This window comes from Rhodococcus sp. UNC363MFTsu5.1 (assembly GCF_000686785.1).
Classification (GTDB): domain Bacteria; phylum Actinomycetota; class Actinomycetes; order Mycobacteriales; family Mycobacteriaceae; genus Rhodococcus_G; species Rhodococcus_G maanshanensis.
The window spans coordinates 46,462-59,531 of the sequence record NZ_JMLO01000020.1 but is presented as its reverse complement, the minus strand read 5'-3'; the positions used below and the strand labels follow the sequence as shown (position 1 = coordinate 59,531).

General features: G+C 69.7%; 12 protein-coding genes. 3 read left to right on the top strand and 9 right to left on the bottom strand.

Annotation, left to right across the window (positions count from 1 at the left end; all coding sequences use genetic code 11):
- Position 1: 1 nt before the first annotated feature.
- The 3 genes from BR31_RS0116680 to BR31_RS0116670 all read right to left on the bottom strand — a co-directional run bounded on the left by BR31_RS0116680 (position 2) and on the right by BR31_RS0116670 (position 4,037).
- Positions 2 to 1,924, bottom strand: a complete 1,923-nt coding sequence (locus BR31_RS0116680) for a glycosyltransferase (protein WP_027501968.1) — start codon at positions 1,922 to 1,924, stop codon at positions 2 to 4.
- A complete protein-coding gene (gene glf, locus BR31_RS0116675) occupies positions 1,921 to 3,141 on the bottom strand; it encodes a UDP-galactopyranose mutase (RefSeq protein ID WP_027501967.1) in 1,221 nt (406 codons plus the stop codon). Before glf ends, BR31_RS0116680 begins: the two co-directional genes overlap by 4 nt.
- A gap of 134 nt (positions 3,142 to 3,275) precedes the next feature.
- Entirely contained in the window at positions 3,276 to 4,037 is a 762-nt protein-coding gene (locus tag BR31_RS0116670; RefSeq protein ID WP_027501966.1) for a MerR family transcriptional regulator, read from the bottom strand.
- Between the two features lie 105 nt (positions 4,038 to 4,142).
- Here BR31_RS0116670 and BR31_RS0116665 point away from each other — a divergent pair, with 105 nt between their 5' ends.
- Positions 4,143 to 4,703: a hypothetical protein gene (locus BR31_RS0116665; RefSeq protein WP_197023637.1), complete on the top strand. Its 561-nt coding sequence runs from the start codon at positions 4,143 to 4,145 to the stop codon at positions 4,701 to 4,703.
- A 21-nt stretch (positions 4,704 to 4,724) separates the two neighbouring features.
- Here the strand turns inward: BR31_RS0116665 and BR31_RS0116660 are convergent, their stop codons facing one another.
- Positions 4,725 to 5,273, bottom strand: coding sequence for a MepB family protein (locus tag BR31_RS0116660; protein ID WP_037176954.1), 549 nt, complete (start codon positions 5,271 to 5,273; stop codon positions 4,725 to 4,727).
- A gap of 81 nt (positions 5,274 to 5,354) precedes the next feature.
- Here BR31_RS0116660 and BR31_RS0116655 point away from each other — a divergent pair, with 81 nt between their 5' ends.
- Positions 5,355 to 6,086: a VIT1/CCC1 transporter family protein gene (locus BR31_RS0116655; protein WP_027501963.1), complete on the top strand. Its 732-nt coding sequence runs from the start codon at positions 5,355 to 5,357 to the stop codon at positions 6,084 to 6,086.
- Between the two features lie 5 nt (positions 6,087 to 6,091).
- On the opposite strand, the gene BR31_RS0116650 is transcribed toward BR31_RS0116655, so the two are convergent.
- The 5 genes from BR31_RS0116650 to BR31_RS0116630 form a co-directional block, all read right to left on the bottom strand.
- A complete protein-coding gene (locus BR31_RS0116650; protein WP_027501962.1) occupies positions 6,092 to 6,673 on the bottom strand; it encodes a TetR/AcrR family transcriptional regulator in 582 nt (193 codons plus the stop codon).
- Positions 6,670 to 7,899 (bottom strand): cytochrome P450, encoded by a 1,230-nt coding sequence (locus BR31_RS0116645; RefSeq protein WP_027501961.1) that lies wholly within the window; start codon positions 7,897 to 7,899, stop codon positions 6,670 to 6,672. Before BR31_RS0116645 ends, BR31_RS0116650 begins: the two co-directional genes overlap by 4 nt.
- A 45-nt stretch (positions 7,900 to 7,944) precedes the next feature.
- Entirely contained in the window at positions 7,945 to 8,268 is a 324-nt protein-coding gene (locus BR31_RS28990) for a hypothetical protein (protein WP_027501960.1), read from the bottom strand.
- 44 nt (positions 8,269 to 8,312) lie between these two features.
- Positions 8,313 to 8,786 (bottom strand): VOC family protein, encoded by a 474-nt coding sequence (locus BR31_RS0116635; protein WP_027501959.1) that lies wholly within the window; start codon positions 8,784 to 8,786, stop codon positions 8,313 to 8,315.
- 97 nt (positions 8,787 to 8,883) lie between these two features.
- Entirely contained in the window at positions 8,884 to 10,410 is a 1,527-nt protein-coding gene (locus tag BR31_RS0116630) for a SpoIID/LytB domain-containing protein (RefSeq protein WP_027501958.1), read from the bottom strand.
- Positions 10,411 to 10,631: 221 nt separating this feature from the next.
- Here BR31_RS0116630 and BR31_RS0116625 point away from each other — a divergent pair, with 221 nt between their 5' ends.
- On the top strand, positions 10,632 to 12,920 hold the full coding sequence (locus tag BR31_RS0116625; protein ID WP_027501957.1) for an N-acetylmuramoyl-L-alanine amidase: 2,289 nt from the start codon (positions 10,632 to 10,634) through the stop codon (positions 12,918 to 12,920).
- Positions 12,921 to 13,070 lie beyond the last annotated feature (150 nt).

Here is a 13,070-nt window from a genome sequence, read left to right as displayed (position 1 = left end):
CCTACGCCGGGTAATGAAAGACACTCTCCCACCTCTCCTTGCTGGTCAACGACGGAACCGCGTCGGCGTAGACGCGCTTGAGCTCGGGGAACCGGGTGGCCAGCTCGCGGCGCAGCCGCATGGCCTCCTTCAGCAGGCCCCAGGCCTGACGCGGGTCCCGCTTGCGGTAGACCACGCCGCGGCCGTCCGCTGTGGTGACGGTGACGCCGTCCACCTGGGAGAGCAGGAACCAACGGGCGTCGAGGGTTGGCACGTTGAGCTGCGGTCGCTCGTGGTGCTGCTCGTGCGCGGGCCGGACGTTGTGCACCAGGCCCTTGCCGAGGCGGACGAGCTTCGCGAGCGGGTTGGTCGGCTCGCCGACCGCCCCGACCTCGGCGCCCGAGGGCAGCGGCAGCGAGGTGGACGACGGCAGCACGACGGCGTCCGGGAAGTCCTCCCGCATCGCCCGGACGTCGCCGAGCGCGGTTGGCAGCAGTTCGAAGATGTGCTCCGGCCCCTGCAGGAAATCGGCGATGGCCTTGTTCTGGATCGCGACGGTGGAGTACTCGAGGCAGAGCAGGTGCTTGAGGGTGGCCTTGACCGTGTTGACGACCAGGCCCCTGCCGTTGCCCGGCATGTGCAGCGCGGCCACCACCAGGCGGTTGCGCAGGTGGAAGTACGCCTGCCAGTCGATGGCGTCGTCCTTGTCGGACCAGGCCATGTGCCAGATGGCCGCGCCCGGCATGGTCACCGTCGGGTAGCCGGCCTCGCGGGCCCGCAGGCCGTACTCGACGTCGTCCCACTTGATGAACAGCGGCAGCGGCTGGCCGATCTCCTCCGCGACCTGGCGCGGGATCATGCACATCCACCAGCCGTTGAAGTCGACGTCGATGCGGCGGTGCAGCAGCTTCGAGTTCTCCCGGTCCTTGAGCGGGTACTGCGAGAAGTCGTGGTCGTACTCGACGTTCGGGGCGGCCGACCACATGAAGATGCCGCGGTTGACCACCTCGCCCATCGAGTGCAGGTGGCTGCGCTCCTGCAGGTTCAGCATCTGGCCGCCGACCAGGGTCGGGGACTTGGCGAACCGGGACAGCGCCAGCGCACGCAGGATCGAGTCCGGCTCGATCTCGATGTCGTCGTCCATGAACAGGATCTGCTGGCAGTCGGTGGTCTTGAGCGCCTCGTACATGATCCGGCTGTAGCCGCCGGAGCCGCCGAGATTCGCCTGGTCGTGCATCGCGAGCCGGTCCCCGAGCGCCGCGGCGGCCTCGGTGAAGCCCGGCTCGTCGCGGACCTTGCGGGTGCCCTGGTCCGGGATGATGACGGCCTTGACCACGTCCATCACCAGCGGATCGGAGCCGAGGGCGGTGAGCGCCTTCACGCAGTCCGTCGGCCGGTTGAAGGTCGGGATGCCGACCGCGACGCTCGCCACGCCTGGCGCCTCGATCGGGGCGTACCAGCCTGCGCTCTCGAGCACCACCTCGGTGTCGGAGGTGATGTCGAACCAGATCCAGCCGCCGTCCTCGAACGGGGCCAGCTCCACCTCGAACTCAAGCGCGACGTCGCCGTCCTGGAACTCCCTGCCCTCCACGTGGATTCGGGAGGAGTCGGCCTTCGAGCGGTACACGTCGACCCGGCCGTGACCGGACAGCTCCAGGCGCAGTACGACGGAGGTCAGGATCGACCAGCGGCGCCAGTAGCTGGCCGGGAAGGCGTTGAAGTAGGTGCAGAACGAGGCCTCGGACTCGGCACCGATCGACAGCGAGGTCCGCGAGGTCGCGTGCGCGCGCCTGGCGTTGGTGGCCGCCTCCTCCAGGTAGAGGGTGCGCACGTCGAGGGGCTCGCCCGGCCGGGGCAGGATGACCCGCTGCAGCAACGCCTTGCCGAGCGGTTCGACGTCCTCGCTGAAGGGCGTGTCCTGCTCCATCAGGTGCCGGGGGCTCATGCGTCGTTCCCGTTGCCGAGCGGCGCACCGGACTCCAGGTGCGGCCGCAGGGTGTTGTCGAACATGCTGAGCGCGCTCGCGATGGCCATGTGCATGTCCAGGTACTGGTAGGTGCCGAGGCGCCCGCCGAACAACACCTTGTTCTGCGCGGTCTCCGCCTTGGCCCGCGCCCGGTAGGCCTCGAGCTTCTCGCGGTCCTCGGGGGTGTTGATCGGGTAGTACGGCTCGTCCTCGCTCTCCGCGAAGCGGGAGAACTCGCGCATGATGACGGTCTTGTCCGCCGGGTACTCGCGCTCGGGGTGGAAGTGCCGGAACTCGTGGATGCGGGTGAACGGCACGTCCGCATCGTTGTAGTTCATCACCGGGGTGCCCTGGAAGTCACCGGTCGGCAGCACCTCGGTCTCGAAATCGAGGGTGCGCCAGCCCAGCTCGCCCTCGGAATAGTCGAAGTAGCGATCCAGCGGACCGGTGTAGACGATGGGGGCGTCGGGGCTCGCGGCCCGCAGCTCGTCCCGCACGTCGAACCAGTCGGTGTTCAGCCGGACCTCGATCTTCTCGTCCTTGGCCATGTTCTCGAGCCACGCGGTGTAACCGTCGACCGGCAGGCCCTCGTAGGTGTCGTTGAAGTAGCGGTTGTCGAAGGTGTAGCGGACCGGCAGCCGGGTGATGTTGCCCGCGGGCAGGTTCTTCGGGTCCGTCTGCCACTGCTTGGCCGTGTATGCCTTCATAAATGCCTCGTAGAGGGGGCGCCCGATCAGGGAGATCGCCTTCTCCTCGAAGTTCTTCGCGTCTTTGCTGTCGAACTCCGATGCCTGCTCGGCGATCAACGCGCGAGCCTCGTCCGGGCTGAAGTACTTCCCGAAGAACTGCGAGACCAGGCCAAGCCCCATCGGGAACTGGTAGGCCTGCCCGTTGTGCATCGCGAAGACGCGGTGCTGGTAGCCGGTGAACTCGGTGAACCGGGTGACGTAGTCCCAGACCCGCTTGTTCGAGGTGTGGAACAGGTGCGCGCCGTACATGTGCACCTCGATGCCGGTCTCCGGCTCGGCCTCCGAGTAGGCGTTGCCGCCGAGGTGGTGGCGACGGTCCAGCACGAGGACCCGCTTACCCAGCTCGGTCGCCGCGCGCTCGGCGATGGTCAGTCCGAAGAAACCCGAACCGACGATGATCAGGTCGTACTGGCCAGAGGTGGCGGGGCCTTGGGTTACAGAGGTCACGGGCAACCAGGGTATCGGACCTGGCGTGGAGGTCCCGGCCAACCCGGGGCTGCCGGGTGGTACGTCACAGACGATCCGGCGGCCGTCTCGCCGGGGTGAACTCCGTCTGCAGCCGGAGTTCACGCCGTCGCCACCTACAGGTTGCGCTCTACGTACACCGTCAACGCGTCCCGGACGAAGGCCGCGCCGCGCGTTCCGCCGTAGTTGGCGGCGAAGCGCTCGTCCGCGACGTACATCTCGCCCAGACCCAGGATGTACTCCTTGACCGGAGCGGCGCCGTGCCCGGGCGTGCCGGGGATGCCGCCGAGCCACTCGACGTGGCGACGGGCCAGCTCCTGTGCCCGCTCGCCGTCGGGCGCCGTGCCCGACTCCGTGGCGTCGATCCAGTCGGAGTTGAGCCGTGCCAGTGCCGCCTGCCAGGCCCGACGCTGCTCGTCGGTCTGGCCGCGCCACCAGCGGTCGCCGGACTCGTAGGCCTGCTCGCCCCAGCGTTCGATCACCTCGTCCTTGTGCCGTGTGTGGTCGAAGCCGTCGAAAACTTCCTCTGCCATCAGTTGTTCACCTCCTTCCGTCTTCCGCAATGTCGTCCGCACCGACTCGATCTGCCGTCGCACCCGGCCGAGCTCCTGTTCGAGCAGGGCGAGATGGGTGCGCAGCGCGGCCGCGGTGTCCCGCTCGCCGCCGATGACCTCGGCGATGGCCGGGAGGCCGAGGCCGAGTTCGCGCAGCAGCAGGATCCGCTGCAGCCGCACGAGGGCGTCCTGGTCGTAGTACCGGTATCCGTTGGCGCCGATCCGACTCGGTTCCAGCAGCCCCCGCTCGCCGTAGTGACGCAGCGTTCGACTGGTGGTCCCGGCCGCCTTGGCCAGGTCCTGGATCGACCATTCGCCTGCCATCCAGGGGTTCCTCTCGTCGGTGTCGGTGCGATCCGACAAGACAAGGATGAATGTTGACGCTGCGTCAATGTCAAGGCGTGCCAGGCAGTTGATAGCGTGATCGCCGTGACGGAGCTGGAAGCGCTGGTCCTGACCACCGGCGAACGGGCCAGTGGGGTCCGGGTCGAGAGCGTGATGTTCGGGATGGACTGGACCGGCGAGGAGCAGCCGGGCCAGCTGGCGGCATTCGTGGCCGGTCGGGTGCGGGCCTTCGGGGCAGAGCCGACGGACGTCGACACCGACGTCGTCTACCGGGCGGCCGAGGCCGACCCGACGCTGCGCCGCGGTGATTTCCCGGTTCGCCAGCTCGATCACCTGTCCGCTGTGCTGGCAGATCTCGGCTGCACGCTCGCGGTGTGGGACAACGGCACCGACACCTACGAGGTCCTGGTCGCGCTGAACGGTGAGGGTGAGCTGACCGGATTGATGCACGAGGGCCTCCCGGTGCGGGCCTGGGGCTCGGAACCAGAGGAGACCCTGGTCAGCCTGAACTGCCCGGGCTGCTCGCAGATGCTGGTCTGGGAACTGCCTGCGACCGAGACCCTGGCCGACGAGGGCTGCGATTGTGGAGCAGCGTTGTTCGACGCCACCGGCCGCCCACTGCCCGGCGTCACTCTCCACGACTGAGCCGACCCTCGGCACAGGCGCCTACCCGCGCGACCCCTGAGCCCGATAGAGCGCAAGGGCACGGTCGGTGTCGATGCCCGCGCCCGCGATCGGCAGGAAATGGTCCAGCTGCCACGCCTGCGTGCCGCGGGCCTGTCGGCTGGTGGTCGTCGCCCACGGTGGGTACACGCGGATCGCCCGCTTCCCGCCCGCACCGTCTCGCGAGAGCACGCCCCGATCGGCGAGGACCCGCTTCGGGAAGACGAACTGCCCGAAGCGATCACCGTCGCGGGCGCTGACGACGAACAACTCGACCGCGTCGTCGACGCCGAAGGGCGCGATGGGGCCCTGCGCCGACCGCGTCCACAGGGTGACGAACTGGCCGGCCTTCTTCGGTGTCGTCTTGGCGACCCGAAAGCGGATCGGACGGCCGTCGACGGTGAGCTCGTACGCGCCGTAGGCGGCACCCTCGAGCTCGGGAACCGGCGCCGAGCAGGCGAGCCCACACGGGTCGTACAGCCGCGCCTTCGCTGCCAGCAGGTCGGCGTGGACGGCCCCGGCATCCGCCCACGGTTCCGGTTCGACGCTCACGCGCCCGAGGATACGGCGGCGCGACTTCGGCGAGCCTTGCATTGCTGGCCGAGTCACCTTGATGCCGATAGCGTTCCGTGTATGAGTTCCGATCCGGATCAGCTCCCGGCACCGCATCCGTCGGAGCCGCACGCCCAGGGGTTCTCCGCCAAGCTGAACTGGCTGCGTGCGGGCGTCCTCGGCGCCAACGACGGCATCGTCTCCACCGCCGGCCTCGTCGTTGGCGTCGCCGCGGCGAGCACCGCCCGCGGCCCGATCCTCACCGCGGGCATCGCCGGGTTGGCGGCGGGCGCGGTGTCCATGGCGCTCGGCGAGTACGTCTCGGTCAGCACCCAGCGTGACTCCGAGCGGTCGCTGCTGGCCAAGGAACGCCGCGAGCTCGCCGAGCTGCCCGACGCCGAACTCGACGAGCTCGCGTCCCTGTACGAGGCGAAGGGCCTGACCCCCGCAACGGCGCGCACCGTGGCGGAGGAGCTGACCGCGCACGACGCGTTCGCCGCACACGCCGACGCGGAACTGGGCATCGACCCCCACGAGCTGACCAATCCGTGGCAGGCCGCGATCTCCTCGGCCATCTCCTTCACCCTCGGCGCCCTGCTGCCGCTGATCGCGATCCTCGTCCCGCCCGCAACCTCGCGCGTGCCGATCACGTTCGTCGCGGTGCTGGTCGCGCTCGCGCTGACCGGCAGCGTCAGCGCCCGGCTCGGCGGGTCACCACGCGGGAAGGCCGTGGTGCGGGTGGTGCTCGGCGGCGCGCTCGCGATGCTCGTCACCTACGGCATCGGGCAGATCGTGGACACCGTCCAGATCTGAGCCGGTCAGCCCCGGTGCGCGGGCGCCATCAGTACCGGGATGACGAACTGCTCGATCATCGCCCGCTCGTCGGCGTCATCGGCGCCGGGGACGGTCAGCAGCGAGACGATGACCCGCACCAACCACCTTGCCCGACTGGAGATCTCGCGGTCGTCGCCGCCCCATGCGTCGGCGAGGAAGCTCGCGCCGAGCACCTCGATCACCTCCGAGGTGCCGGCCAGCTCGGAGGCGATGCCCGCGTCGCCGAGCCCGAACCAGGCGGCCAGCGTCGGCGTCGCACGCACCTCGCGTACCGAGGCGAGGATGGCCGCGGTGATCCGCTCGCGGGGATCCTCGATGCCGGCCACCAGGCCGGTCACCCGCTCGCCGAGCCGCCGCGCCTCCCGGTGCACGAACGCCAGGTGCAGCGCGCGACGGTTCTCGAAGTAGCGATAGAGGGTCGCACGCGAGCACCCGGCGGCCTTGGCGACCTCGGCCATCCCGGTCGTCGCGACGCCACGCTCGACGAACAGCTCCGCGGCCGCATCGAGGATGCGCTCCGCCGCGAGATCGGTGCGTTCGTCGCGCAGCCAGGTTCCGGAACTCATGGCCGGAACGGTACGTGCGTCGGCCGCCGGACGTAGTTACCGGCCGCGTACTCGATGCCGTCGACGTCGACCTCGAAGTCGGGGCAACGGGCCAGCAGCTCCTCGAGCGCGACGCGGGCCTGCATGCGCGCGGCCGCGGCGCCGAGGCAGTGGTGGCTTCCGTGGCTGAAGGTCATGATCTGGCGGGGCGCCCGCAGCACGTCGAGTTCCTCGGAGTTCGCGCCGTACGCCCTCGGATCGCGGTTCGCGGACCCGTAGACCAGCAGCGTCTTGCGGCCCGCGGGGATGGTGACGCCCTCGATCGTGACGTCGCGGGTGGTCGTGCGGGCCAGCCCCTGAACCGGAGAGGTGAGGCGGAGCAGCTCGTCCACGGCATCGGGGATGCGGGACGGATCCTCCAGCAGCAGCGCGCGCTGGTCGCGGCGCTGGGTGAGCAGCGCGGAGGAGCCGCCGAGCATGCCGGTCGTGGTGTCGTTGCCACCGGTGACCATCGTGAACGCGAAGCCCAGGATGGACAGCACGCCCGCGAAGTCCCCGTCGGCGGCGATGCCGGCGGCGACGAGGTGCGAGATGGTGTCGTCGGCTTCCTTGCCCGCGGCGACGTCGGCCTTGCGCCGTTCGATCAGCCCGCCGAAGTAGCCCATCAGGTCGCCGACCGCGGTCGCCGCCTCGAGCGGGTCACCGTTGGCGTTGGCGGCGACGATCGCCTCGGTCCAGCCGTCGAACTGCCCGCGATCCTCCTCTGGAACACCAAGGTAGTGCGCCACCACCATGCTCGGCAGCGGCTTGAACAGCTCGGTGACGATGTCGCCGCCGCCCGCCGAGCGCAACCCCTCGATGCGCTCGACGACGAACTCGCGGACCGCCGGCTCCACGGCCTCGACCTGACGGGGCGTGAACCCGCGGGCGACGAGGCGGCGGAACTCGGTGTGCGTCGGCGGATCGAGCATCACCAGGGGCGGGTTGTCCCTGAGCCCGATCTTGTCGAGCTCGCCGTAGCTCGTGGTCAGGCCGTCCGCGGAGGAGAACGTCTCGTGGTCGCGGGCGGCCGCGTAGACGTCGGCGTGCCGGGTCAGCACCCAGTAGTCGTCCGCGGGCGACTCCACGGGCACCACGTGGTGGACCGGGTCGTGTTCGCGCAGGTCTGCGTACATGCCCCAGGGGTCGCGCCAGGTCTCTGCAGAGGGCGGAACGTAGGCGGCCTGGCCGGACATAGTCGTAGTCATGTGTCGAGAGTGAGACACATAAGCAACTTTGTCAATCACTGGCCGTCAGATCGGATACCGCGCCAACGCCTCTTCCCCGCCCACGTTCAGGATCATTCGACGGAGCACCTTCACCGTGGTGACGTAGTCGGCGTCGTCGATACCCGCGTGGATTTCTCGGCGCACGCCCGGCAACTGCTCCTTGACCAGGGCATGTGCCTGCCGACCCGGCTCGGCCAGCCGCAGCCGGCCCGTGGCATCCCGGGTGAGGCCACGGGCGGCCAACCAACGGCGGATGAAGGAGATGACCTCGGCGTGCGCCGCATCGGTCCACTGGCCGATGGGAAGCCGGGCCAGGGTGCCGTCGTCGAGTTCGGTCGTGTGCGTCATGCCGACAGTCTTCGACCTCAACCCATCGTGAGGTCAAGCGGAATTCATCCGCCCTCGTACGCCCGCCGCAGCTCGTTCACGTCCAGCTTCTTCATCTGCAGCATCGCCTGCATGGCACGCTGCGCCTTCTCGGGGTCACCGGCGACCATCATCTCCTCGAATCCAGGGGGCACGATCTGCCAGGACAGTCCGTACTTGTCCTTGAGCCAGCCGCACTGCACCTCCTGCCCGCCGTCCGAGGTGAGCTTGTCCCAGTACTCGTCGACCTCCTCCTGCGAATCACAGTTGACGAGCAGGGAGATCGCCTCGGTGAAGGTGAACTGCGGGCCGCCGTTGATCGCGTTGAACTGCTGCCCGTTCAGCTCGAAGTCCACGGTCATCACGCTGCCCTCCGGGCCAGGCGCTCCCGCCGGGTACCGCGAGACCGTCAGGATCTTCGAGTTCTTGAAGATCGACACGTAGTACTTCGCGGCCTCCTCGGCCTGATCGTCGAACCAGAGTGAGGGGTTGATCTGCATCGTTGCCTCCCGGGTCGTGGATTTCCACTCTCACATGTTGTGACCCGGGAGGCGACGAAAACTCATCGCGCCGACACCGACACCGGGCTCAGCGGGGTCAGCTCCCCAGGCCGGGCAGTTTCGCCGTCAGGACGCTGGCGTCGAGCACCTGCGCGCCGGTGGTCTTGGTCCAGACGATGGCGCCGTGCGTGTACATCCGGAACCGGCCGGCCTCGTCGGGCATCGCCAACTCCGGACCGACCGGCGCGCCGAGCACGCCCAGATGCCCACCGAGCTCCGCATACTTGCGCTCGATGTCGGTCGGCTCCACCTTCCCGGTCGGGTCGGCGTTGTCGACGCCAGGCGCGGCCAGCGCGGAGGCGGGCGGCGGCGCGGCGGGACCGACGCCCTCGGTGATGGTGAACCAGTCGGACTTCAGCCCCAGCTTGGTGCGCGCCTCGTCGCCGGTCACCTCCTTGGTGCCGGTCGAGCCTGCCACCCTCAGCCCGGTGACCCGCCCGCCGTCGGCGCCGAGGTTGTTGCGCGAGGTGACCTCGATCGAGTGCAGCTCGCCGACTCCGAAGGCATGGGCGATCTCACCCGCGGTCACGGTCTGCGTCCACTTGTGGTTGGGGGATTCGCTGTCGCCGAGGTCCTCGACCGCCCCGAACGCGCCACCCGCGCTGTACCCGCCGGTCGACGCCGAGAATTCCGCCGAGACCGGCTTGCCCTCCTTCGTCAGCACCTTGCCGGTTGTCGAGCGGACGGCTTCGGTGGTCTTGGGATTCTCCTTGGAGGAGCCGCCGTACACCTGGCAGTCCTGCGTGTCGCAGGTCTCGGCGTAGGCGTACCGACTCTCGGCCGCCGCGTAGGACCGGGCCGCGACGGCCTGCGCGCGCAGCGCCTCGGCGCCGCCGGTGTCCGCCCACTCGGCCCTCGACTCCGCGGGCACGACGCCGAGCAGATAGTCCTCCATGCCGACGTGGTTGACGACCCGGGGTGCGTCGCCCTCGAGCGCGACGCCGAGCGAGCCGCGGAACGGCGCGCCACCCCCGCACAGTTTCAGGTGTTCGTTCGCCGGCCGGTCGGGGCCGAGGTCGACGGGGTCGACCCAGGGGTGGGTGGTGGAGTCCTGCCACAGCACCTCGCCGTCGCAGCCCCTGGTGACCACGACGGTCGCGCCGCCGCCGGGGGCCGCGGTCAGGTGCGCGGCCTCCCCCGGCGCCACGGTCCGGCCCGCCACCCCCATCGGCGAATCCGAGAACACGTCGAGACCCTTGCCGTCCAGACCCATGAGCCGGACACCGATCGCCTTGTCCCCCAAGGCCTCGAGTGTGGTTCCGCCGTAGTAATAGCCGAGGATGCGTTCGGCGGTCCAGCCCTGCTTGGCATAGCCGTACGCACCCCACTGCCCCATCCCCCGGCCGTGACCGTGGCCGTAGCCGGTCAGCGTGTACGGGGCGTCGGCGGCGACCGCCTCGGCGACATCGGGGCCCGACGACCTGGTCGCGACCACCACGCCGATGGTGCCGCCGACCAGGAGTGCGGGCGCCAGCCCCAGGATCGCGGCCCGCATCGCGAACGGTGTCCAGCCGCCCCGCATCGGTCGTCCCACGACGAACTTCTTCTTACGGGTCCTCGCCATACCCTGATCTCCTCATCGACGGAGTTGATCGTCAGCGCGCGACATTCGGAATGACGCGCGGTGGCGCGTACGTGCCGATCTCGAAAGCCTCAAGTTAAGGTTGAGCGTTGGAAAGTTTGTGACTAGTGTGGCAAGAGTGACTAGCGATGGCAACAACCGTCACACCTGTATCACCAGTTGCTGACACCGACACCCGCGAACCACAACTGAGGGAGTCCCCTTTGCCGTACCGCCGACCAAAGCCGTCAATCGTTCTCGGCACGGTTGCCGCCTTGGCGATCGCGAGCCCGCTCGCGGTCTGGGGCGTCACCAGCGCCACCGGCGTCCGTACCACCACCACCTCCGCGCCGTCGGCTGTCCCGACCCAGATCGCCGAGGTGGTCCTCGCGCAGGTTCCCGACATCGTGATCCCCCTCAAGGACATCACCGGTCTCGACCTGCCCGACCTCCGGCTCTCCGACCTGAAGAAGATCCCGATCCCGGCCAACCTCCCGACCGAGATCCCGCTGCCGCAGAACCTGCCGCTGCCTCCCGGTATCTCGCTGCCGCCGTCGATCCAGATCCCGCAGCTGACCCCGCCCGCGCCCGGCGACATCGCAGGCGGCGCATCGGCTCCCGCGCCGGCACCGGCTCCCGCACCCGCACCGGCTCCCGCCGCCGGCCCCGAGGAGCAGTTCGGCACCGCGGTCAAGGAGATCACCCGCGACACCCCGTTCAGCATGATCGCGCTGACCTCGGAGCTCGGCGCCGCCGCCGCCAAGGTTCGCGCCCAGCTGGCCGACGGCTCGTGGGGGCCCTGGTTCACCACCGAGAAGATCGACTCCCGCAAAAACGACAAGACCACCGGGGGCAAGACGGGCACCGAGCCGGTGTTCGTCGGCGCCACCAAGGCAGTCCAGGTGCTGGTCACCAACGTCGAGAAGGCCGCGGCGGCGCTGCCCGCGTCGGGAACCGCCGACGCTCCGGCGCCCGGCGCCCCTGCCCCGGCGCTGCCGAACCAGCTGGCCCCTGCCGATCCCGCGCAGCTTCCGATGGGCTTCGCGCCCGCCGCGCTGTCGACCCCGCTGCGCGGCCAGGAACCCGCGCCGCAACCCGAGGCACCGCAGCAGGCACCGGCTCCGCAACCGGAGGCACCTCAGCAGGCACCGGCTCCGCAACCGGCCGCCGCACCGCAGGCGAACTCCGTGCAGCAGCTCGCCGAGGCGGTCACGGCCGTGCTCATCGAGCCGGGCACCTCGGCATCGGACAGCACCCTCGGCGACATCGCGACCCCCCTCGGCAGTTCGTCCGGCCCGAAGGTGATCACCCGCGCGCAGTGGGGGGCCGACGAGTCCATCCGCTGCCAGGAGCCGGTGTACGACGACTCCCTCGGCGGTGCGACGGTGCACCACACCGCGGGTAGCAACGACTACTCCAAGTCGGAGTCCGTCGAGATCGTCCGCGCGATCTACGCGTACCACGCCTCCACGCTCGGCTGGTGCGACGTCGGCTACAACGTGCTGGTCGACAGGTACGGCCAGATCTTCGAGGGCCGCGCAGGCGGTCTCGACCGCAACGTCCAGGGCGCACACGCGGGCGGGTTCAACGAGAACACCATGGGCATCGCGATGATGGGCGACTTCTCCACGGTGACCCCGCCGCAGGAGACCGTCAACGCGGTCGGCAAGTTCCTCGGCTGGCGACTCGCCAAGGCGGGCCTGGATCCCAAGGGCCGCACCACGATGTACTCCGAGGGCACCGAGTTCACGCCGTACGCCCAGGGCGAGGCCGTTGACCTGCCGATCATCTTCGCGCACCGCGACGTGGGCAACACCAGCTGCCCTGGCGACGCCGGCTACGCCAAGCTCGGCCAGATCCGCGACATCGCGGCGGCGAACCTCGGCGGCGGTTCGTCGTCCGGCGTGCTCGCCGCGGCGCCGAACAACCCGCCCGCCGACAACGCGACGCCCGGGGCAGCCCCGGACGCCGCCGCGGCGGGCACCGGTTCGACGGCGGGGGCCATCGGCGCGCTGGTCGGCGAGCTGCTCCGGCTGACCGACCCCTCCCCCATCGCACAGAAGTGGATCGCGGAGGGCGGCGACACCGGGCGCCTCGGGAACTCGCTGTCCGGCGAGATCCCGGTCAAGGGCGGCAACAAGGTCGTGAAGTTCACCAACGGCGCCATCGCCACCTCCCCGAACGGTGGGGTGTGGACGGTGCTCGGCAAGATCTTCGAGACCTGGCAGACCTCCGGCCTCGACGCCGGTTCGCTCGGCCTGCCGACCAGCGACGAGTACACGGTGCCGGACGGCAAGCGCACCGACTTCGAGGGCGGCTCGCTGATCTTCAACGAGGTCACCGGCATCGTCACCACGATCCTCAAGACCTACAACGACGCCTACGCGAAGGCCTACCAGGAGGGTGCGGCCGCGACCCCCGCCGCCGCGCCGGTCGCCGAGGCGGCACCCGCCCCCGTGGCGCCTCCCGCTCCGCCTGCAGCAGCCGAACCGGCACCGGCCCCCGCAGGCTGAGCCGCAGGCATCGAACGAGAACATCGGCCCCGCATCGGTTTCCCCGATGCGGGGCCGATCCGTATCCGCGGCCGCGCGCCCATGGTGTGGCTGGCCACACCCCCGAATCGCCTGGCAACACCCTCGAACGCTCCTCGGGCATCGGGAAAC

Coding starts and splice junctions, on each gene's coding strand:
- BR31_RS0116680 (WP_027501968.1), bottom strand. CDS start 1,924: ATGAGCCCCCGGCACCTGATGGAGCAGGACACGCCCTTCAGCGAGGAC.
- BR31_RS0116670 (WP_027501966.1), bottom strand. CDS start 4,037: ATGGCAGGCGAATGGTCGATCCAGGACCTGGCCAAGGCGGCCGGGACC.
- BR31_RS0116655 (WP_027501963.1), top strand. CDS start 5,355: ATGAGTTCCGATCCGGATCAGCTCCCGGCACCGCATCCGTCGGAGCCG.
- BR31_RS0116650 (WP_027501962.1), bottom strand. CDS start 6,673: ATGAGTTCCGGAACCTGGCTGCGCGACGAACGCACCGATCTCGCGGCG.
- BR31_RS0116645 (WP_027501961.1), bottom strand. CDS start 7,899: ATGACTACGACTATGTCCGGCCAGGCCGCCTACGTTCCGCCCTCTGCA.
- BR31_RS28990 (WP_027501960.1), bottom strand. CDS start 8,268: ATGACGCACACGACCGAACTCGACGACGGCACCCTGGCCCGGCTTCCC.
- BR31_RS0116635 (WP_027501959.1), bottom strand. CDS start 8,786: ATGCAGATCAACCCCTCACTCTGGTTCGACGATCAGGCCGAGGAGGCC.
- BR31_RS0116630 (WP_027501958.1), bottom strand. CDS start 10,410: ATGGCGAGGACCCGTAAGAAGAAGTTCGTCGTGGGACGACCGATGCGG.